This is a genomic window from Chlorobaculum sp. MV4-Y (assembly GCF_025244685.1).
Lineage (GTDB): Bacteria > Bacteroidota > Chlorobiia > Chlorobiales > Chlorobiaceae > Chlorobaculum.
Genome location: NZ_CP104202.1, coordinates 953973 through 974210, shown reverse-complemented (window position 1 = coordinate 974210; position 20238 = coordinate 953973). Strand labels below are relative to the sequence as shown.

General features: G+C 54.6%; 18 protein-coding genes and 1 pseudogene. 12 read left to right on the top strand and 7 right to left on the bottom strand.

What is annotated here, in order from left to right; all coding sequences use genetic code 11:
- Positions 1-13 precede the first annotated feature (13 nt).
- Positions 14-1039, bottom strand: a complete 1026-nt coding sequence (gene argC, locus NY406_RS04690) for an N-acetyl-gamma-glutamyl-phosphate reductase (protein WP_260633574.1) — start codon at positions 1037-1039, stop codon at positions 14-16.
- A 167-nt stretch (positions 1040-1206) separates the two neighbouring features.
- Here argC and NY406_RS04685 point away from each other — a divergent pair, with 167 nt between their 5' ends.
- The 4 genes and pseudogenes from NY406_RS04685 to NY406_RS04665 all read left to right on the top strand — a co-directional run bounded on the left by NY406_RS04685 (position 1207) and on the right by NY406_RS04665 (position 6204).
- Positions 1207-2148: a substrate-binding domain-containing protein gene (locus tag NY406_RS04685; protein WP_260633573.1), complete on the top strand. Its 942-nt coding sequence runs from the start codon at positions 1207-1209 to the stop codon at positions 2146-2148.
- Positions 2149-2152: 4 nt separating this feature from the next.
- A pseudogene (locus NY406_RS04680) lies at positions 2153-3435 on the top strand (diguanylate cyclase).
- Positions 3436-3674: 239 nt separating this feature from the next.
- The gene (locus tag NY406_RS04670) at positions 3675-4943 is read left to right on the top strand and encodes an ABC transporter permease (protein ID WP_260633570.1); all 1269 of its coding nucleotides are present in this window, start codon (positions 3675-3677) and stop codon (positions 4941-4943) included.
- A 10-nt stretch (positions 4944-4953) separates the two neighbouring features.
- Complete coding sequence (locus NY406_RS04665) at positions 4954-6204, top strand: ABC transporter permease (RefSeq protein WP_260633569.1); 1251 nt, start codon at positions 4954-4956, stop codon at positions 6202-6204.
- Positions 6205-6348: 144 nt separating this feature from the next.
- Here NY406_RS04665 and NY406_RS04660 read toward each other — a convergent pair whose 3' ends face one another.
- The 3 genes from NY406_RS04660 to NY406_RS04650 are packed head-to-tail and all read right to left on the bottom strand — an operon-like array spanning position 6349 to position 7204.
- On the bottom strand, positions 6349-6507 hold the full coding sequence (locus tag NY406_RS04660; protein WP_260633568.1) for a rubredoxin: 159 nt from the start codon (positions 6505-6507) through the stop codon (positions 6349-6351).
- 24 nt (positions 6508-6531) lie between these two features.
- Positions 6532-6738 carry a rubredoxin gene (locus NY406_RS04655; protein ID WP_260633567.1) on the bottom strand — a complete coding sequence of 69 codons (207 nt, stop codon included), beginning with the start codon at positions 6736-6738 and terminating at the stop codon, positions 6532-6534.
- Between the two features lie 19 nt (positions 6739-6757).
- Positions 6758-7204, bottom strand: coding sequence for a GNAT family N-acetyltransferase (locus tag NY406_RS04650; RefSeq protein WP_260633566.1), 447 nt, complete (start codon positions 7202-7204; stop codon positions 6758-6760).
- Between the two features lie 177 nt (positions 7205-7381).
- On the opposite strand from NY406_RS04650, the gene NY406_RS04645 reads away from it, so the two are divergent.
- Both NY406_RS04645 and NY406_RS04640 read left to right on the top strand, forming a co-directional pair.
- A complete protein-coding gene (locus NY406_RS04645) occupies positions 7382-7867 on the top strand; it encodes a lipocalin family protein (protein WP_260633565.1) in 486 nt (161 codons plus the stop codon).
- Between the two features lie 91 nt (positions 7868-7958).
- On the top strand, positions 7959-8624 hold the full coding sequence (locus NY406_RS04640) for a TMEM165/GDT1 family protein (protein ID WP_260633564.1): 666 nt from the start codon (positions 7959-7961) through the stop codon (positions 8622-8624).
- A 3-nt stretch (positions 8625-8627) separates the two neighbouring features.
- On the opposite strand, the gene NY406_RS04635 is transcribed toward NY406_RS04640, so the two are convergent.
- On the bottom strand, positions 8628-11165 hold the full coding sequence (locus tag NY406_RS04635) for an ATP-binding protein (RefSeq protein ID WP_260633563.1): 2538 nt from the start codon (positions 11163-11165) through the stop codon (positions 8628-8630).
- 115 nt (positions 11166-11280) lie between these two features.
- On the opposite strand from NY406_RS04635, the gene NY406_RS04630 reads away from it, so the two are divergent.
- From NY406_RS04630 to NY406_RS04620, 3 genes are all read left to right on the top strand, one after another.
- Positions 11281-11949 carry an ABC transporter ATP-binding protein gene (locus NY406_RS04630; RefSeq protein WP_260633562.1) on the top strand — a complete coding sequence of 223 codons (669 nt, stop codon included), beginning with the start codon at positions 11281-11283 and terminating at the stop codon, positions 11947-11949.
- A complete protein-coding gene (locus tag NY406_RS04625) occupies positions 11946-12731 on the top strand; it encodes an ABC transporter permease (RefSeq protein ID WP_260633745.1) in 786 nt (261 codons plus the stop codon). Before NY406_RS04630 ends, NY406_RS04625 begins: the two co-directional genes overlap by 4 nt.
- Before the next feature lie 120 nt (positions 12732-12851).
- Positions 12852-13031, top strand: a complete 180-nt coding sequence (locus NY406_RS04620; protein WP_260633561.1) for a hypothetical protein — start codon at positions 12852-12854, stop codon at positions 13029-13031.
- A gap of 465 nt (positions 13032-13496) precedes the next feature.
- Here NY406_RS04620 and lgt read toward each other — a convergent pair whose 3' ends face one another.
- Complete coding sequence (gene lgt, locus NY406_RS04615; RefSeq protein WP_260633560.1) at positions 13497-14366, bottom strand: prolipoprotein diacylglyceryl transferase; 870 nt, start codon at positions 14364-14366, stop codon at positions 13497-13499.
- Between the two features lie 128 nt (positions 14367-14494).
- Between lgt and NY406_RS04610 the strand changes: the two genes are divergently transcribed.
- The 3 genes from NY406_RS04610 (at position 14495) to NY406_RS04600 (ending at position 18694) form a co-directional block, all read left to right on the top strand.
- Positions 14495-15691 carry an ATP citrate lyase citrate-binding domain-containing protein gene (locus NY406_RS04610; RefSeq protein WP_260633559.1) on the top strand — a complete coding sequence of 399 codons (1197 nt, stop codon included), beginning with the start codon at positions 14495-14497 and terminating at the stop codon, positions 15689-15691.
- A gap of 63 nt (positions 15692-15754) precedes the next feature.
- A complete protein-coding gene (locus tag NY406_RS04605) occupies positions 15755-17587 on the top strand; it encodes a citrate/2-methylcitrate synthase (protein WP_260633558.1) in 1833 nt (610 codons plus the stop codon).
- A 498-nt stretch (positions 17588-18085) separates the two neighbouring features.
- Positions 18086-18694: an AbiV family abortive infection protein gene (locus tag NY406_RS04600; protein WP_260633557.1), complete on the top strand. Its 609-nt coding sequence runs from the start codon at positions 18086-18088 to the stop codon at positions 18692-18694.
- A gap of 271 nt (positions 18695-18965) precedes the next feature.
- On the opposite strand, the gene NY406_RS04595 is transcribed toward NY406_RS04600, so the two are convergent.
- Positions 18966-20138 (bottom strand): NAD(P)/FAD-dependent oxidoreductase, encoded by a 1173-nt coding sequence (locus tag NY406_RS04595; RefSeq protein ID WP_260633556.1) that lies wholly within the window; start codon positions 20136-20138, stop codon positions 18966-18968.
- Positions 20139-20238 lie beyond the last annotated feature (100 nt).

Here is a 20238-nt window from a genome sequence, read left to right as displayed (position 1 = left end):
TACGGATTGATAATTACAGCAAAGCTGTTGTTTCGTCGAAGTCAAGCATCAGGTTCATGTTCTGCACTGCCTGACCCGCCGCGCCCTTCACGAGGTTGTCGATGGCTGTGATGATTACCAGCGAGCCGTCGTTTTCGAAGGCGAGGCTGACGTCGCAGAAGTTGGTGTAGGCGACGTGGCTCACCTCGGTTACGCCATCGCGCAGCCTGACGAACGGAGCGTCGGCGTAGAAACTGGCGTAAAGTTCGCGGATCGGCTCCATTGCTACCGGTGAGGCGAGGCGCACGTTCAGCGCCGAGTAGATGCCACGGACGTAAGGGGCGATCACCGGCGTGAAGACGAAGCGGAACGAAGGATTGGTCGCGGAGGTGCCGAGCGTCTGCATGATCTCCGGCGTGTGCTGGTGCTTGCCCACTTTGTAGGCTCGCATGTTGCCGCTCATCTCCGAGAACGAGAGTTCGAGCTTCGCGCTTCTGCCCGCACCCGATATGCCTGAAATTGCCGTCACGTTGACCGACTCGACCTCGAGCCCCGCCATGCCGCCACGGAAGAGGGGAGCGAGGCCAAGGATGATGCTCGTGGCGTAACATCCGGGATTGCTGATGGCCGTTGAACCAGTGATTTCGTCGCGGAACAGCTCCGGCATTCCGTACTGGAGCACATCCTCCGCCGACTTGTCGCCGCCGTAAAAGTGTTTGTGCTCGGCGGTGCTCTTCAGCCTGAAGTCGCCCGAAAGGTCGATCACCTTTTTACCGGCAGCCACGATGCCCGGTACGAGCTGCAACGCCTCGCCATGCGGAAGGGCAAGGAAGTAAATGTCGCTGTTCGTCTGTCCGGAATAGGTCTGGAAAACCTTGTCGCAGGGAATCGACGGATACAGCTCCGTGAAGTGCTTCCCGGCCTGGGTGTGGGCATAAAGTTCTTCGATGACGACCCCCGGATGCTTCATGAGCAGCTTCACCAGCTCGGCTCCTGAATATCCTGAAGCGCCGATGACCGAAACCGTAACCTTCTTATTCTGCATCGGGATATGATTCATCAGGGTTTTAAGGCGAACTCACCGAAGTGAATAAATATTCAGAAAAGTGGATGTTAGTGAATTCACGCTTTATTTCCATGAAGAAACAGGCCATTTCCGAAATGTTTACAATTCAGATGTTTTGGCCGTTTTGTCTATATTATCAGTCTAACGCCCAAGAAAATACCATGAATCACCGGTTCCGTGACGTCGTGATTGCACTTATCCTGGCCGCAGGCATTGCTGTGCCTGTCTGGCTCTGGATGCGTGCGCCTTCGCCGGAAAGCCCGCTTGGTTCAGCCATTTCCTGCGACACCCCCATCAGCGGAACGCTTGCCGTGGCGGTGGATCAATCACTCATTGCCGTTGCCAGAATTCAGGCAGAGGCATTTTCGGACCAGTACCCCAAAGCGGCCATCAAACGCTCCTCTGAGTCTTCCCGTCCGGTTTTGCAGCTTCTCGAAAAGAAGGTCGATGCGGCTCTCATCGAGGGCGCACTCTCAGCTCGTGAGGATTCGCTACTCTCCACGCTGAAGCATCCCGTCAAACGACAACCGGTTGCCCGCAATGCGCTCGTGTTTGTCGTCAACCGGGCCAATCCTGTCCGTTCTGTCTCGGTTTCCGATCTGAAAGCGGTGTTTTCCGGCCAGGCTACCGACTGGAAATCGCTCGGCGGATCGCCGGGAAAAATCGTCGCCTGCCTCGACGGCAGCAACCTGCGGGCACGCGCTTTGCTTTCGGAGATGCTCTTCGGTAGAACGGATGCGCTGGACGCTACCGCCGAACCTGATCTTCCGCGCCTCCTGAATCGTGTGCGTGACGACCGTAACGCCGCTGCCGTCATGACGCTGCCCGCCTACGCGGCGGCGTTGCGTTCCGGTGGATATGGCAGCAGCATCAAAGCGGTGCCGGTGAGCGCCGGTGCGGGCAGCAAGCCGGTGGCGGCTTCCCCCGAAACGGTTTATACGGGCGAGTATCCGCTCTCCATGGATATTTTCTATCTCTACGATCCGTACGACCCGCTGGCGACAGGATTCGGCGCATGGCTCGCCAAAGAGGGGCAGAAGCTCTTCGAGCGCGGCGACATGGCGCCATACGAACAGCTCGTGCGCACCATCATTCTCAAGTGACTGCATGAAACACGAAAGCGACATCACTGGAAAAGGCTTCCTCCGGTTGACAACGATTTTCGGTATTGTGGCGCTGATTCTGGCTGCCGGAGGAACCGCCTGGTTCGGTGCTTTCCAGAGTTCTCGTCTTCATCAGATCAGTGAAGACGAGGCGTTGCGCATGAGGCTGGTCGAATGCCGCACCAGAATTTCGTCGATCGAGCAGCTTTTCGGGGATGAGCATCTTTCGCTTGACAAGCAGGCTGATATTCAGTCAAAGCTTCGGGTTGAGTGCGCCCGCTTTTCTGAAATCGGACGCAGCGCGGAGGTGCAGCCGGGCAGCATGCTCAACCAGTGGCTAAGGCACCGCAAGCCACTTGCCATGCCAGTCAGCCGGGAATCGCTTCAGCTCATGATTGTCGATATGGATGGCATGATCGCAAACCTGAGCGCGAAGATCACCGATGAAAACGCTCGGCTTACGGCCAGCCTGAATTACTATCTCGTGTTCATTACGCTTTTGCTGATCGTTGTTGTGCTGGCTGGCGGCAGGTTTATCATCTCTAGCTACCGACGCTCGATCATTCCGCTTCATAAACTTTCAGAGCGGCTTGCCCTGTTGAATTGCAATCTCTCCGAAAGTCTGCACGATACCGCCGAAGCTGCTGAAACCCTTTTGAACGCCGAGGATCCATCCGCTGAAATGCGCTCCGTCAGCGAATCGGTCGCGAGCATGTGCCATGACATCGAGGAGAAAAACCGCAAGCTCGACGAGTTGTACATCCTCGATGAAAAGACCAATCTTTACAACTATCGCCACTTCAAGGAGCATCTCATCATCGATGTCGAACGGGCAAGGCGCTTCAACGGCGACATCGCGCTCGCCATGATCGACATCGACAACTTCAAGAACTATAACGACCGCTACGGGCACGTTGCCGGAGACAGGGTGCTGGCGAGAATCGCCGAAATTATCAGGGAGGAGTGTCGCATGACTGACATTCCATCGAGGTTTGGGGGGACGAATTCGCCGTGCTGTTTCCGAAGACTGACCGGGCAACGGCGCTGGAGATTTCCGAGCGCCTGCGCAGCATCATCTGCAACGAACCGTTCGAGTATGAAAGCAACCGGCCCGGTGGACAACTGACGGTAAGTATCGGCGTTGCCTCATGGCTCGATGACGCCACTGACGGTACTTCGCTGATTGTTAATGCTGATAAAGCTCTTTACAAAGCAAAGTCATCAGGAAAAAATATGGTTTTGGCATTTACGAGGGAGATTATAAAAGAAGAGTCGGCGGATCGGTAGTGGGTGGATAACTCGGTTTGGCTTGTGAGTCACTGTCCTTACAATCCGGATTTCCAACATCCCTTAAATCACCTTTTGCTCCAAGACCTTTACAATTCCGCTCCAGCCGTCGAACTCCTTCCCAATCTTTACTGCACAATCCACTCCACATACCCAGAAATTCTTATCTTCCCCTGCATTAAAAGGGAGGCGAGTCCTCTCTTGAACCATGATTCATCATCCACGCCATTGACTACTCAGTGAAAGCCGAGTTCTACATTGCCAGGCGATTTGCCTTCAAGCCCCGGTCGTTGTCGAAGCCGACGTTTATCGTACTGGCGGCGGTGGTTGGAATCGCTGTGGGCACGGCGGCACTGATTCTGACGCTCTCTATTGTCAACGGATTTGCGTCGGTGATCGAGGGCAAGCTTATCAGTTTCTCCTCGCATCTTCAGGTGCGCCAGCCGGACGAGCGCCTGTTTCTCGAAACGCGCCGCGACCTTCAGACGCTGAAAAGCGTGCCGGGTATCGTTTCGGTTTCGCCATTTCTTGACATAAATGTGATGTTCCGGAGCCGCGCCAGAAGTGGTGGTGCAGGCGGGAACATTGCTCCGGCGATGATTCAGGGGATCGATCCTCGTGAGAGTTCGCGCTTTTTGCAGAACGGTCCGGCACTGCTTGAAGCGGCTCCGGCTTCGGCGGACGGCTCGCTGCCGATTCTGCTCGGCAAGACGCTGGCCGAGAAGCTTGGCGTCAAAGCGGGTGACCGGCTGATGGTCGTCGGCATTGCGGGGAAAAACGGTGCATCCGGCATCGCCGGCAAGGAGAGCGTCGTGGAGCTGCTGTCGAGCCTCGACCTGCATGTTGCGCAAGTTGCAGGCATCTACGATACCGGACTCACCGAAGGATTCGATGACATCATCGCGTTCGCCGATCTTGGCAGACTTCAGCAGCTTTACCATCCCGGCATGATTTCGGGCTACGAGGCCAATGTCGCCAACCTGCGCGATCTGCAGGCGATTTCGGCAACCGTCGCGTCGAGGCTCGGCTATCCCTTCTACTCCTACACGGTTTACGAGCGCTACGCCAACCTTTTCGAGTGGCTCAAGCTTCAGAAAAACATCATGCCGCTGCTCATCATCACCATCACGGTCGTGGCGGTGTTCAACATCGTTTCGACGCTGCTCGTGCTGATCATCGAAAAAACGAGGGAGATCGGCATGTTGACCGCGCTTGGTCTTGAACCTCGCGCCGTGAGCATGGTGTTTATGGGACAGGCGTTCATGATTTCGCTGGTCGGCATTGGCCTGGGCAACCTTCTCGCGCTTGGCCTGTCACTTTTCGAGCTGCATTTCCATCTCATTACGCTGCCGGAAAAGAGCTATTTCATTCGCCACGTGCCGCTCGAAATCGATCCGCTGCAATACCTCACGGTGTCGGCGGGCGTGGCGTTGCTGACGCTGCTTTTCGCTTTCATTCCATCACGCGTTGCCGCCTCGCTTCGGCCCGCAACCGCACTGACCACGTGAGGAAAAAACGATGAAAGCGGGTATCTGGATAGCCAGACGTTACAGTTTCGCGCGCAAGCGGTTTCGGGTGATCAATATCATTTCCGGCATCAGTCTTGCCGGGATCGTGGTCGGCGTCTCGACGCTGCTGGTTGTGATGAGCGTGCTGAACGGCTTCCAGAAGTTGGCCCGCGATCTTTTCGTGGCCGTTGAAGGCCCGGTGCAGATCGTGCCTGCGCAGGGCCGCTCGCTCGTGGTGAGCGACTCGCTGCTTGCGGCGATTGCCCAACTCGATGGCGTTGAAACCGCGCAACCTTTCGCAGAGGGGCAGACGATCATCACCGCGTCGGGCAAGAGCGAGCTGATCATGGTTCGCGGGCTGACCGCCGAGGCGCAGCGCTCTCTGATGAAAAAGACCTTAACCACACAGCCCTATTTTTCCAAAGACGGAATCTCGGCAGGCAACCTGCTTGCCGAAAGGCTACGGCTTTACCCTGATGAACCGGTGCGGCTCTTCAGCCCGGAGCTGATTTCAGCAGGTCTGCAAGCTCTTTGGCAACCGGAGCTGATGCCCGCACTCTCGATGAGCGACGCGCGGGTGCAAAGCAGCTTTTCGCTGCAAAAGCTGTTCGACGACCGCTACGTGCTCGCGCCAGTCGAAATGGCCCAGAACATTCTGCTTTTCGGTCGTGAGCGCTACTCTGGCATCGACATCCGGGGCAAGGCCGGGGTGAGCGACGAAACGCTCGAAGCTCGACTGCGAGAATGGATTTCGGCAACCCATCAGGAAAAAACGTTGCGTGTGTTGACGCTGGGAGAGCGGCACCGCGACATGTTCGCCGTGATGCAGCTTGAAAAGTGGGCCAGCTTCGCCGTATTGATGCTGGTGATTCTGGTGGCTCTTCTGAGCCTCGCCGGATCGCTCGCGATGACGGTCATTGACAAGCGCCACGAACTCTTTTATCTCCGCTGCCTCGGCCTCGAACGGCCGCAATTCATGACGATCTTCATCGTCGAAGGCGGGCTGACGGGGCTTGTCGGCACGGCGCTTGGCTCGCTCTTGGCCTGGCTCATCTGCAAAGCGCAGGAGCTGTGGGGCATCGTGCAGCTCCCATCGAAAAGCGCCTTCATCATCAGCGCCTACCCCGTCAGCATGAAAGCCGGAGACTTCTTCGCCGTCGGAGCCGCCGCTATTCTCTTTGCTTTGCTCGTAAGCCTCTATCCCGCCGGAAAAGCTGCTGCCATCGCGACCAGCCGCTCGGTGGAAAACAAGATGGAGTGACAACAGGGACGTCCATGTTATTTCAAGGGGAAGGCGTCTGAATCGAAATCGCTATCGAAATCGTCATCGAGCGTCATTGCATTGAACAATCGATTTCGAAAACGATAGTGATTCCGATGACAAAGTAGAGTTATGCGACTCCAATCACACTTTCGTGAAATCCTCTTTTCCTGCGCCGCAAATGGGGCACATCCAGGTGTCGGGGAGTGATTCAAACGATGTTCCGGCAGGAATGTCTCCTTCGGGGTCGCCGGTTTCGGGGCTGTAGATGTATCCGCAGATCGTGCATTTCCACTGTTCCATAATGCTGCTGTTGGTTTTTGATGTTCAGAGTTGTGAAATGAATACGGTGAACTGGTTTCTCAGGTGATTACAGACCGGGCAGGCCCAATCCTCCGGCAGCTTGTCGAACGGCACTCCGGGGCGTATGTTCGTTTCGAGATCGCCCTCTGCTGGGTCATAAATGTAGCCGCATTCGGCACATATCCATGCCTGCTGGTCGGCTTGTGCCTGTTCGCTCTCTTTGACGTTCATGAGCTTTTATCCTCTCGAATTATAGCTGTTTTCTGAATGCCATCATCGTTGAGCGCACAAAACCGTGCGTCTCGTAAAAACGCTGGGCCGACAGGTTGTCGCCGTCGGTCAGCAGCGTGATCCTGCCATAGCCATTCTCCTGCGCCCAGCGGCAGGCGTAGTCGAGCAGCATGGCGCCAATGCCTTGATTTCGCCAGGCCGGATCGACGATCATGTCTTCGAGCATTGCCACCTTTTTCCCCAGTGCCGTGCTGACCAGGTTCAGCAGCGAGACCATGCCAATGATGTTCCCGTCTGCTTCACAGACGAAGATCGTTCCAGCTGACGGGTTGCCGATGATCATACCGAGACCGGCCTCCTGTTTTTTCAGATCGGGCGTGAATTCATGTTCCTGGCTGAAAAGAACATTCAGCAATCGGGTGCACGCCTCGATGTCAGCGGGTTCTGCAATACGAATATTCGGCATGATAACAGTATTGGCTTGATGTTCGTTCATGCCTGAATGCTATTGAAAAACCTCGACAATACCAATGCTTTCAAGTCGCTACGAGCTCGTTAATGGTTAGCATGTGAAACTTTGCCGTTACCTGCGCCGGTTTATTGATGTATAACTGTTTCGACAAAACCACTCACTGTTTCAGCCATGTTCAGAAATCTTATCCGAAAATATTTCCAGCCCACCGGGCCGGAAACCGTACCAGAGGTCGATGTTATGAAATACTGCGGCACCTGGTATGAGATCGCCTCCATACCGAGCAAGCAGCAGCGCGGCTGTGCCAGCACGAAAGCCGAGTACACGCTTGACGCCGCGAAAGGCATGGTAATGGTGCGCAACTCGTGCAAGCGGAATGGCCGGGAGAAGTCAATCAGGGCGACCGCCGTGCCGGTTGAGGGCAGTGGCAACGCCAAGCTGATTGTCACTTTTTTCAGGTATATCAAAGCCGATTACTGGGTTATCGGGCTTGCCGAAGACTACTCGTGGGCGCTGGTGTCGAATCCTTCCGCAACGCGCTGCTGGGTTTTGTCGAGAACGCCGTACATGGATGACGCTACCTATCGGCAACTGCTTGAGCAGTTGCGCCTGAAGGGAATCAATACGGATGAGCTGGCGAAGACCGTGCAAGGGTGAATGCCGCGTTTGAAGTGTAGGAGATTGCCTCTTTTTGGAATATTTTGTGCCCCAAAAATAACCGGCAATCAAATAACACCGATCTTTTTGTATGGACGCATTCTGGCTCTCCCTCGTCATGATTTTCCTCGCCGAACTGGGCGATAAAACCCAGCTTGTGGCGCTGACGCTTGCAACCTGCTACAACACGCGCGTCGTGCTGTGGGGCATTTTCTGGGCGACGCTTGCCGTGCATGTCTTTTCGGCGGGCATCGGCTGGTTTGTTGGTGGTCTTCTGCCGGGCGACTGGATCGCTTTCATCGCGGGTATCTCTTTCATCATTTTTGGCTTCTGGACGCTACGCGGCGACAGCCTCGACGACGACGAGGCGGGGGAGTGCAAAACCGGCGTCAATCCCTTCTGGCTGGTTTTTTCGACCTTTTTCATGGCAGAGCTTGGCGACAAAACCATGCTCTCCACGATCAGCCTCGCTACCACAAACCCATTTCTTCCGGTCTGGCTCGGTTCGACTCTTGGTATGGTGGTATCGGACGGGTTGGCCGTCATCGTGGGCCGGATGATGGGCAAGAATCTGCCCGAAAAGGCGATCAGCATCGGTGCTTCCGTCGTTTTCTTTCTCTTCGGCGGCTGGTGGATGTACCAGGGCGGCTCGGGCTTTTCGATGCCCGTCTGGTCCGCCGCTTTCTTGACACTCGCCGTGGCCGCGCTTTTCTTTTTCCGCGATCTGATCTGGAAACAGCGCGGCAACGAGGCGTAAGTTTTACGAGGCGTCCACCGTTTCGTACGCTGGCACAAAGAGCGTTCCGCCTCCCGTAGCCGCATCAAGCGTGACCTGCCAGAAGGGAAGCCATCCGGTGGTCACGATCTGAACCACCACGTCGCTTCGCCGTGGAACGATCTCTTCGGTCGTCAGCACCGATTCGGGATGTTCCCAGCGCGCGGCTATTTCGGCGGCCCGCTCTTTCAACTCGGTTTCGATCTCTTCCTGCTGGCGTTTCAGCTCGTCGATTGTCTCGATCGATTCCTCGACATCTGCTTTTGCGTTGGCCGTCATGCGGCGGCGGTTGATTGCGCTGCTGATACCCCGGGTGCTTTTCCTGCCGAGGAAGAAGCCGAGCATGGTTTCGCCAAGTCCGATCAGTTCACCGGTTTTCCGGTTCTGATGTTCGGTCTCATCCTGCGCCAGCTCACGCTCCTCCTTCCTGATCTTTTCCGCGATGCGTTCAAGCTGGACGGCATATTTCTTTTCGAGCGCATCAACCTCGCGGTCGCGCTGTTCGCGCGCTGCCTGCTGTAGGCGAATGGTGAAATCGCGCTCGTTTTCACCCTCGGAGCGGAAGAGACCTGTGGCCGGATGGATGGCGAGCGGCAGGCGTTCGCGCCGGTAGAGAAAGTCGGACAGGGAGCGGCTGCACGCCGAGAGCTTGCGGGCGTTCCCGAGCGTTTCGGGCAGCGTCGCAAATCCGGCGGCTCGCGAGTCCGGGCGATCCGAAAGCTGGTCTTGCGTTGTGGCGAGAACCTGGCTTTTCTCCCAGTCGGGATTGCCCGTGACGTCGATCTCCGTGCAGGCGAGCACGACACGGCGGTTCTGGCTGATGCCGCGTTTGGCGTCCACGAAATCGACCGAAGCGCAGCCGATGAGCGCCGGTTCGTAGAGTAGTTTCGCCGACGCTGGCGATCCCTTGGAACGCTTGGCGAGCGCCGTTGCCGGATCGATGGTGGCGGGCACGAAGAGCTGCTTGATCGACGGGTCGAGTCCCGGCGGAACGGCTGAATAGCCCGAAAGCATCGCTTTTGCTGCGCTCGCCGCCACCGGAGTTTCAGCGATGGCTGGCGACGCGGGGCTTGGCGAAGCTGTCGCAGGTTCAGCGGGCGAGCCGTTTTTGCGTCCGGCCATGAGCGTCTTGATCTGCGGGCGGGTCATCGGGCCGGAGAGGAAGCTCATCGCCCAGCGGGTCTGGAAGATCACCGGGCGATCTTCGTGCACGTTGTGCATGAGGAAAACCCGGTTGCCAAGCTTGCTGATGACCGTGTCGAAATCAAACCCGGCGTCCGAACCACCGGCCTCGCTGATGGCGCTTTTCAGCCCTTCGAGCACGCGCGCCTTGTCGCGCTCGGCCTGCAATTTGCCGATGAACCAGGTGCCGGTGTTGGTCAACGCCTTGTAATCCAGATCGACCGGGTTCTGCGTCACCAGTATGCATCCCACGCCGAATGCGCGCGCCTGCTTGAGCATCGTCATGAGCGGGCGTTTCGATGGCGGCTGGGAGACCGGCGGCAGGTAGCCGAACACCTCGTCGAAGTAGAGCAGCGCCCGGAGGCTGGCGGTGCCCTGCTGCGCGCGTGTCCAGGTTAGCACGTTTTCGAGCAGCAGCGTCACGAAGAACATCCGCTCGTTCTCCGGCAGGTGCGCGAGCGAGAAGATCGCGACCCGTGGCCGCGCGTCGGCGGTGTAGAGCATAGAGGCGATGTCGAGCGCCTGGCCGGAGAGCCAGCTCTGGAACGACGGTGAGGCGAGCAGCGCGTTGAACGACATGGCCAGTTCGAAGCGCTCCTTTTCGGGGTAGAAGGTGTTGACATCGAACACGCCGATCTGCCGCATTGGCGGGTTCTGGATCGAACCGATCAGCGAAGCAAGGTCGAGATCCGCACCCGCCCGCCAAAAGTGCTCAAAGATGCCGGAGAGCAGAATTGACTCGCGGCTTTTGACCGGATCGGCGTCGATACCGACCAGGCCGCAGAGGGCGCTGACCGTTCCGGTGATGCGTTCGCGGATCGCTTCGCCCTCAGCATCGAAATCGAGTTTGGGAGCGGCGAGGCTGCCGAGGATGTTCACCGGAATGCCCGCGTCGGAGCCGGGCGTGTAGATTGTAAATTCCGCAGCGGCTTTGAGTTGCCGGATACGCTCCGGAGCGATACCCCAGTCGGCCAACCCGTTTTTCCACATCGAGGCGGTTGCGGCGGCAAACTCTTCGGGACTCTTGCCTTTGCGACGCGCCTCGTCCTGGTCGATCCACGGCAGGAAATTTTCGGGTGAGAGATCGGGAAACTGCAAAAGCAGATTGGTCATGTCGCCCTTCGGATCAACGAGGATCACCGGCACCTTGTCGAGTGCCGCCTCTTCGAGCAGGTCGATGCAGAGGCCGGTTTTGCCGCTGCCGGTCATGCCGACGCAGACCGCATGGGTGGTCAGGTCGCGGGCATCGTAATGCACCGGTTGCTCAAGTCGAGCACCCGATTGCAGGTCATATTCAGCGCCGAGGTAAAAGGAGCCGAGCCGTTCTTCAGGGGCTTTCATGATTCGGATAGGGATGAGGTTGCTGGTCAATTCGTTGCTTTAGTAAATAACAAAATAAGTTCCGATCTTTTCAACAATCGCAGCCCCTCCGGGCCATCCCAAAACAGAATTATCGATGACAAAACTTCTTGAACTCAGAGAGCTTTCGTTCGGCTATGACAAAGATGGGCCGCCGGTGTTCGAACATCTGTCGCTCAATGTCGGCAAGGGGGAGTTCATCATCATCAAGGGAGCCTCGGGAAGCGGCAAGTCAACACTTTTGCGCCTTATCTGCCGCTTGAATACACCCCGTGCGGGTTCGATCATGTTCAAGGGACGGAATGTATCGGAGATTACGCCCTCTGAACTGCGCTCAAAAGTGACGTATGTTCCGCAGATTCCGCAGATGATCGACGGTACGATCCGCGACAACCTGCTTCTTCCGTTTACCTTCGCGCAGGGCAAGCAGAAAAGTGCGCCAAATGATGCGACGCTGAAGCAGATGCTCGACGCTTTTTACCTCCAAGATGTCAAGCTTGATCAGTCGGCCAATAAATTGTCGGTAGGGCAGAAGCAGCGCCTGTCGATCATGCGCGCCATTCTGACCGAGCCGGATGTGCTTTTGCTTGACGAGCCGACCTCAGCACTTGATACCGAAAGCGCCGAAATGGTTTTCTCGATTGTCGAGCGGCTTAACACCAAGGAGGGCAAAACGGTACTCATCGTCACGCACAGCGATTATCGCCCAAGCTTCCCACAGGCGCGAAGCTGCATTTTCCGCAACGGAAACCTCGAATGCGCATGAACCCGATCATCGAAATTTCCATTCCGCAGCTTCTGCTGGCGCTGCTTTTCATTCTTGTCGCTCAAGCGACCTCGTTCATTCAGAAGCTCGGATTGAACAAGGATATCACCATCGGCACCATCCGCACGGTTTCTCAGCTCTTCCTGATGGGTTACGCACTGACCTTCATTTTCGGGGCGCAGAACCTCTGGCTAACGCTCGGCATTTTTGTGGTGATGGTGTTTTCGGCGGTGTTCATCGTGCGCGGGCGGGTGAAGGAGAAGCAGATTGCCTACGAAGTGCCGACTTTCCTGACGATGCTGTCGAGCTACTTTCTCACGGCGCTCTTCGTTTCGTGGCTGGTCATCGGCGTGCATCCGTGGTGGGAGCCGCGCTACTTTATTCCGACGGCGGGCATGGTGATCGGCAACTCGATGTCCGCGCTGGCGATCTCCATTGAGCGCCTCTTCTCGCAGATGCGCCAGCAGCGGGAGGTGGTCGAAATGAAGCTCTGCCTCGGCGCGAACTACAAGGAGGCGAGCCGCGACATTTTCAAAGGGGCGGTCAAGGCGGGCATGATACCCTCGATCAACGCCATGATGGGCGTGGGCCTCGTCTTCATCCCCGGCATGATGTCGGGCCAGATTCTCGCCGGAGCCGACCCGCTCATCGCCATCCGCTACCAGATTGTCGTCATGTTCATGCTGGTCGGCTCGACGGCCATGAGCACGATCATCGTCACCCTCATCATCCGCCGGAGGTGTTTTGGGAAGAGTGAGGAGTTAGTTGTGACGGCGGAGTGAGTTGGAAGAATTAAATATTATTGTTTTGTGTTTTTTTATAAATCATCAATACATATGAAAAGATCAAACGAACACAATGCAATACAGTTCGCCATCAATACATGTAAACAGCTTTATGGGATGTTTGACCCAATTGCAGATATTTGTTATCTAGATGATATGAATAACGATAACAAAGATGTGGATTGTGTTTTTCAAGTTGGTGGTGAAAAATATGCGCTTGAACATTCGATAATAGAGTCATATGACAGCGAGACAGAATATGTGCGCAAGTCTTATGATGTTATAAAAAGTAAATGATCGAATTGAGAAAAAGTTATTGAATGGAAAGCATTATAATGTTTTATTGCCTCCAGATTTGACTGATGTTTGCAGAAAGGCTATTATTTCAAGTATTGGGCGCCTCTAAAAACTTATTTTGCGTCCCGATTGCTGCGTTGGTCGGTGCTAGAAATCATCATGTACTCTGCGTACACTCCGGTTTCTGCGCTCCGTCCGCCTTGCACTTGGGCCGCTCATGACACTTTTTAGAGATGCCTGTATTGATATTGGAATTAGATTTGTTTCGATAAATAACAAAATGATAGTTGCAAGCATATGGAAAGATGGTATGCAATGGTATGATGAAGTGCCGATGGAAAATAGATTTGAAATTGATGGTGATGAGGATTTCGGGATATTATCTAATAAATAATAGAAATAATATTATTTCTATTCGTCGCCCCGTCTTTCCAAGGCGACGAATGACAAAATCAAACATCCTCTCTACTTCTGCCCGCCTCCAGCAACATCAGCATTTGCTGCTCGCTGCTTCGATGCTGACAGAATCACAAACCCAACGGCTATCATCATAACGCACAGTACCTGGCCCATTGAGAAGTTAAGGAAAACGAAGCCGAGCTGGGGGTCGGGTTCGCGGAAGAATTCGATGAAGAAACGTACCGTGCCGTAACCGATGAGATAGAGGGCGGAGAGGTAGCCGGGCCATGGGGCTTTTTTGCGGATCGACCAGAGGATGATGAAGAGCACAATGCCTTCGAAAAATGCTTCGTAAAGCTGAGAAGGATGACGCAGCGCTACGGTCGGTGCACCGGGAAAATACATGCCGATGGGGGAGGTGGTCACCCGGCCATAGAGTTCGCCGTTGATGAAGTTGCCGAGTCGCCCGAAAGTGTAACCAAGCGGCAGGGCAGGAATGAAAAGATCGACGGTCTTGAGGAAAGCCACCTTGTGTGCTCGGGTGAAAAGCCACAGAGCAATAGCTACGCCGATCAGGCCGCCGTGGAACGACATGCCGTTGATGCCGGAGAAGGCGCAGGTTCCGCTGCCGAAGTGGATCGGAATCAACGTGCCGATCGGATCCTGCAGAAACCAGTCAAATCCATAAAAGAGTATGTAGCCGACCCGTCCGCCGATGAGCACACCGCCCATCGCCCAGGTCAGGGCGTCACCAGGGAAGGTCTTGTCGAACGGGAGCTTTTCGGTGGCGATCCGATAGCGGGAGAGCAGATATACAAGGCCAAATGCCACGATGTACATAGTGCCGTACCAGCGGATGGCGATGCTTCCCACCGAAAAAATAACGGGATTCATCTGGGAAGGAAGATGTTGCCACCAGAAAGTGAAGTCGTTCATAAGAAAAAATTATCGTTTACTGAGAATTAACGCGCTTAACAGCCTTGTAACCAATGTGAATATAGTTATATTCAGACTTTGTACTTTTCTTTTCGTATAATTACCCGATAATCATAAACAGATAGAGCATGGCTAAAATTCTTGAAGGGCCAGCCATGAAGTTGTTCAACAAGTGGGGCATTCCTGTACCAAACTATGTTGTCATCATGGACCCTGAACGTCTTGCACAGCTTGGTGAAGCTAATAAATGGCTGCGTGAATCGAAACTTGTTATCAAGGCTCACGAAGCTATCGGCGGCCGGTTCAAGCTTGGTCTTGTCAAAATCGGACTCAATCTCGAAGAGGCGATCCAGGCCTCCAGGGAGATGCTGGGCGCCAAAGTTGGTACGGCTGAAGTTCGCCAGGTCATTGTGGCAGAAATGCTCGATCATGACGCAGAATTCTATGTCTCCATCATCGGCAACAGGGATGGTGCCGAGTTACTGATTTCCAAACATGGCGGTGTCGATATCGAGGATAACTGGGACAGCGTCCGCCGCATCCAGATTCCTCTCGACGAGAATCCCTCCATCGAGCGCCTCACCGAACTGGCTGTCGAGGCTGGTTTCGAAGGCGAAATTGCCGAGCGCGTCGGCAAAATCTGCTCGCGCCTCGTCCTCTGCTTCGACAATGAGGACGCGCAGTCCATCGAAATCAACCCGCTGGTCATCCGCAAGAGCGATATGCGTTTTGCTGCGCTCGACGCTGTGATGAACGTCGATTGGGATGCCCGTTTCCGTCACGCCGACTGGGATTTCAAGCCGGTTTCCGAAATTGGCCGCCCGTTCACCGAAGCCGAGCAGCAGATCATGGACATCGACTCCCGAATCAAAGGTTCGGTCAAGTTTGTCGAGGTTCCCGGCGGTGAAATCGCCCTGTTGACCGCAGGTGGCGGCGCATCGGTGTTCTATGCCGACGCGGTTGTAGCTCGCGGCGGCACCATTGCCAACTATGCAGAGTACTCGGGCGACCCGGCCGACTGGGCCGTGGAAGCGCTTACTGAAACGATCTGCCGTTTGCCCAACATCAAGCACATCATCGTCGGCGGCGCTATCGCCAACTTCACCGACGTGAAGGCAACCTTCAGCGGTATCATCAACGGTTTCCGCGAGAGCAAGTCCAAAGGCTACCTCGAAGGCGTCAAAATCTGGGTGCGCCGCGGCGGTCCGAACGAGGCCCAGGGTCTTGCAGCCATCAGGCAGCTCCAAGAGGAAGGCTTCGATATCCACGTCTACGACCGCAGCATGCCGATGACCGACATTGTCGACATGGCTCTGAAGTCTTGAGGGATGTCCTTCCAAGGCCTTGAAATTAAAGAATACAGCAACTCATTAAACTTTGATTGAACCGTGAGCATTCTCGCAAATAAAGATACCCGGGCAGTCATCATTGGTGGTGTGGCTGGCGTCAATGCGGCAAAACGCATGGCCCAGTTCGACTACCTGATCAACCGTCCGCTGACCGTCCAGGCTTTCGTGTATCCGCCCGAAGCAGGGCAGCAGAAAGAAATCTTCCGCGGTGGCGAACTCAAGAACGTTACCGTCTATTCGTCTCTGGCTCCAGCTCTCAATGAGCACCCGGAAATCAACACCGCCCTCATCTACCTCGGCGCATCGAGAGCAACCCAGGCCGCGATGGAAGCACTCGAATCCCCAAACATCAAGCTGGTCTCGATGATCACCGAAGGTGTTCCGGAAAAGGATGCCAAACGCTTGAAAAAACTTGCCCAGAAACTTGGCAAGATGCTGAACGGCCCGTCGTCGATCGGCGTCATGTCCGCTGGCGAGTGTCGTCTCGGTGTGATCGGTGGCGAGTACCGCAACCTGAAACTCTGCAACCTCTATCGTCAGGGTTCGTTCGGTGTTCTGACCAAGTCTGGCGGCCTCTCCAACGAGGCAATGTGGCTTTGCGCCCAGAACGGTGATGGCATCACCTCGGCTGTGGCTATCGGCGGTGACGCCTATCCGGGCACCGACTTCGTCACCTACCTCGAAATGTTCGAGAATGACCCCGCAACCAAGGCGGTCGTTCTGATCGGCGAGGTGGGCGGCAGCCTTGAAGAGGAAGCTGCCGAGTGGCTGGCTGCCGAACCGCGCCGCATCCGTCTTATCGCCGCTATCGGCGGTACCTGCCAGGAGGTTCTGCCTCAGGGAATGAAGTTTGGTCACGCTGGCGCGAAAGAGGGGAAAAAGGGTGCTGGCTCTGCCCGCTCCAAGATGAACGCCCTGCGTGAAGCTGGCGCAATCGTGCCCGACACCTTCGGCGGTCTCAGCAAAGCCATCAAGCAGGTTTACGAAGAACTACTCGCTTCCGGCGCCATCAAGCCGGAGTCTGAAATCGACGAGGCGCTGCTGCCCGAGCTGCCGCCGAGCGTTCAGGAGGTTATGAAGCAGGGTGAAGTGGTCGTCGAACCGCTCATCCGCACCACCATCTCCGACGACCGTGGCGAAGAGCCTCGCTATGCCGGTTATGCCGCTTCGGAGCTTTGCTCGAAAGGCTATGGCATCGAGGATGTCATCGGTCTGCTCTGGAGCAAGAAGCTCCCGACTCGCGAGGAGTCTGAGATCATCAAGCGCATCATCATGATCTCCGCTGACCACGGTCCGGCAGTGTCTGGCGCTTATGGCTCGATCCTTGCCGCCTGCGCCGGTATCGACATGCCGCAGGCAGTATCGGCCGGCATGACCATGATCGGCCCGCGTTTCGGCGGTGCCGTGACCAACGCCGGTAAATACTTCAAGATGGGCGTGAAGGATTACCCGAACGACATCCCCGGCTTCCTTGCCTGGATGAAGAAGAACGTCGGCCCGGTTCCCGGCATCGGCCACAGGGTCAAGAGCCTCAGGAATCCTGACCAGCGCGTGAAGTACCTCGTCAGCTACGTGAAGAACGAAACGTCGCAGCACACCCCGTGCCTTGACTACGCGCTTGAAGTCGAGAAGATCACGACGGCCAAGAAGGATAACCTGATCCTGAACGTTGATGGCACCATAGGCTGCATTCTCATGGACCTCGGCTTCCCGGAGCACTCGCTCAACGGCTTCTTCGTTTTGGCCCGCACCATTGGCATGATCGGCCACTGGATCGACCAGAACAACCAGAACGCGCGCCTCATCAGGCTCTACGACTACCTGATCAACTACGCCGTCACGCCGGAACGCCCGGTTCCCGACAAGAAGTAAGCGTCAGGAAACAAAGAGACAAAAAGCAGCTCTGACTCGCGCGGGGCTGCTTTTTTTATTTATGGGCGGATTTTAAGGTTGAAGATTGAATCTCTCTGGGTCTCATTTCCCGAAGCTTGCTTCGGGAAAGTGCGCTTAAAAGATGATTTCATACCCCGCTGCTTGCGGCGGGGTTCTTTATTGAAAAAACGAAAATGTGAGACTGTTTTTTATAACTTGTCATTCTGAGCGAAGCGAAGAATCCAGCGTCTTTGAGAAAGCTCACAGGTGTACCGACTGGATTCTTCACTTCACTTTGTTTCGTTCAGAATGACAGGTTTTTCAAAATTTTTTACGTACAAAACATATAAATATTATTGAGTGACTCAATGAGTAAGTTGCAAATGCCAAATTCATTTCGTTATACTGCTGAATTATTAAATTGAGTACTGTTTTACAGCACTTGAAAATGCAAAAGATTTGATTAAGGAGGGGCAGATATTACTAAGCTAAGGGCATTTGGCAAGGGCGTATTTTATTGGTGTCGCTGTTATTGAAGAAATAGGCAAATCTTTTATTGCATTTGACTCACAAGGGAGAAACCTGAGCGACTCGGCTGTTGCGGAAAAAATTAGAAGTTCCTTAGAAAATCATTCTAACAAAATTGATGCAGCATTTTATGCATCAATTTTATCCCACGGAGACCTTCAAAAGGAGTTGCAAGGAATTATTGATCTTATGATAACTCTAAAATATGGCAGAGAGCCATCTATGTATACAGATGTAGATTATGAAAGCAGAGAAATAAAAAAGCTAAAAGAACTTGTTCGTGACGTTGCTGCTAAGGACTGTATTCGGTTAGCCAAACACTGTTATTATAAAACACAAGAGTATCTCCAAACAAAAAGCCAACAAAAAGAGACCGCCACGACGATAGCTTTTACAGTATGTAAAAAAGCACAGGTAAAACAGCTATTTAATAATGTTGACTTTTGGTGGTATTACATAGCTAAGTTGGAAGCGGGGGAGTATGAAATATCAAAATTTGTGGTTGACTACCAGCGTGAATATTTGTCAAAAGGTCTTAAATTCAAGAATGAATACAAGTCGGATAATGATAGAGAATAAGTAAAATAACTTCAAACTCTATTACTACTACTCTCGCCAAAGGTATGACTCATTGGTTGAGTATGGCTGTTTCCGATGTCATTCTGATCATAGCGAAAATTCCAGAATCTTTCGTTCAACATAAGATGGATTCTTCACTTCGCGTTGCTCCGTTCAGAATGACAATCGAATACAGACTCAGATTTTCTTTGGCGCACACCTTTTGAAACAACCACTCTGAAATTCGGGATCACGTCATTCGTCTCCTTCCCGTCAATCTTCCAATCTCAACTCACATCACCGGAATCCTCGGAATATATTTCATCTTCGACAACTTGTAATAATACCCCCACGCTTTTTTCAGCCAGTGGCCGACTATTGGCATCGGGATGAACATCTCGCTGTGGCCGGTGCGGTAAACGAAGCCTGCGCCGTCGCCGGTGTCCATGACGCAGAGGACGTTCAGGTGCTCCTGGTAGCCCTTCATCGGTTCCTGATGGCCGAAGTGCTCGGCGAGGCAGTTGTTGGCCGCGCATTCCGCCATGAACTCCGCGATGTGGCCCTGCTTGGCTTTCCACTCCGGCCCTTCGAGCGCCGCTGAATCGCCGACAGCGTACCAGCTATCCACGCCGACCACGCGGCAGAAATCGTCGATTTTCACGAAGCCCGCTTCGCTCAGCGGAAGATCAGAGTTTTTGAAAACGCTGTGGCCTGATCCGGCGGGGATGAACATCGTCAAATCGCTCTCAAGCTTGCTGCCATCCTCGAACACCACGCCGTCAGGCTCGAAGCGCGTTATCTTCTTGCCGTAGCGCTGCTTGAAGCTCTTCGCCTTGAACATCACGGCCATCATGTCGAGCGCCTTCTGGCCCATTTTCGCGCCGGGTTGCGCCATCGGGGCGAAGAAGGTCATCTCGAAATTGTCCCTGATGCCGAGCTTGGTCAGCTTGTGGTGCAGGTTGAAAAACAGCTCGAAGCCGGGGCCGCCGCGTACGCCGCTCGGGTCTTTCGGGTTGTCGCCGAAGCCGAAGGCGATCTTGCCGTGGCCTCGCTCGACAAGCGCGTCGATCTTCTCCTTCAGCCGAATCGAGTGCTCTGGAGCACCGCAGATCGACAGGGTGTACTCGATGCCTTCGTGCTTCATCTTGTCCAAACCAAGGGCGATCACCAGAAAATCGAAGTCGCTGCGCACGCCCGCTTTTTCAAGCGTGACCGAATCGCGGCTGGCGTCGATGGCCGTCACCTTGTCGAGCGTCAACGCAAATCCGCGCTTCCGCGCAAGCTTCTCAAGCGGAAACGCCACATTCTTGAACTTCTCTGTGCCAACCGGAATCCAGATGGCGATGGGGTAGATGAAGACGAACTCCCGGTCAGAGACCACCTCGACCTCGAACCCTCGCTTGCGGAACGCGATGGCTGCCGCAACACCGGCAATACCTCCGCCAAGAATCAGTACTTTTTTCACTTCGGATCACTGGTAATGGTTAATGCCCGAAGGCATTAGAAGACGTAAGGCCATTAATATAGTGAAATATTGGTCATATGCCAATAATTAACAAGAGTTG

Bases quoted from the DNA above. Each gene is read 5' to 3' on its own strand.
- NY406_RS04620 (WP_260633561.1), top strand. From the start codon at position 12,852: ATGTTTGACCCAATTGCAGATATTTGTTATCTAGATGATATGAATAAC.
- NY406_RS04685 (WP_260633573.1), top strand. From the start codon at position 1,207: ATGAATCACCGGTTCCGTGACGTCGTGATTGCACTTATCCTGGCCGCA.
- NY406_RS04660 (WP_260633568.1), bottom strand. From the start codon at position 6,507: ATGGAACAGTGGAAATGCACGATCTGCGGATACATCTACAGCCCCGAA.
- NY406_RS04635 (WP_260633563.1), bottom strand. From the start codon at position 11,165: ATGAAAGCCCCTGAAGAACGGCTCGGCTCCTTTTACCTCGGCGCTGAA.
- NY406_RS04665 (WP_260633569.1), top strand. From the start codon at position 4,954: ATGAAAGCGGGTATCTGGATAGCCAGACGTTACAGTTTCGCGCGCAAG.
- argC (WP_260633574.1), bottom strand. From the start codon at position 1,039: ATGAATCATATCCCGATGCAGAATAAGAAGGTTACGGTTTCGGTCATC.
- NY406_RS04610 (WP_260633559.1), top strand. From the start codon at position 14,495: ATGGCTAAAATTCTTGAAGGGCCAGCCATGAAGTTGTTCAACAAGTGG.
- NY406_RS04640 (WP_260633564.1), top strand. From the start codon at position 7,959: ATGGACGCATTCTGGCTCTCCCTCGTCATGATTTTCCTCGCCGAACTG.
- lgt (WP_260633560.1), bottom strand. From the start codon at position 14,366: ATGAACGACTTCACTTTCTGGTGGCAACATCTTCCTTCCCAGATGAAT.
- NY406_RS04625 (WP_260633745.1), top strand. From the start codon at position 11,946: ATGAACCCGATCATCGAAATTTCCATTCCGCAGCTTCTGCTGGCGCTG.
- NY406_RS04630 (WP_260633562.1), top strand. From the start codon at position 11,281: ATGACAAAACTTCTTGAACTCAGAGAGCTTTCGTTCGGCTATGACAAA.
- NY406_RS04650 (WP_260633566.1), bottom strand. From the start codon at position 7,204: ATGCCGAATATTCGTATTGCAGAACCCGCTGACATCGAGGCGTGCACC.
- NY406_RS04645 (WP_260633565.1), top strand. From the start codon at position 7,382: ATGTTCAGAAATCTTATCCGAAAATATTTCCAGCCCACCGGGCCGGAA.
- NY406_RS04655 (WP_260633567.1), bottom strand. From the start codon at position 6,738: ATGAACGTCAAAGAGAGCGAACAGGCACAAGCCGACCAGCAGGCATGG.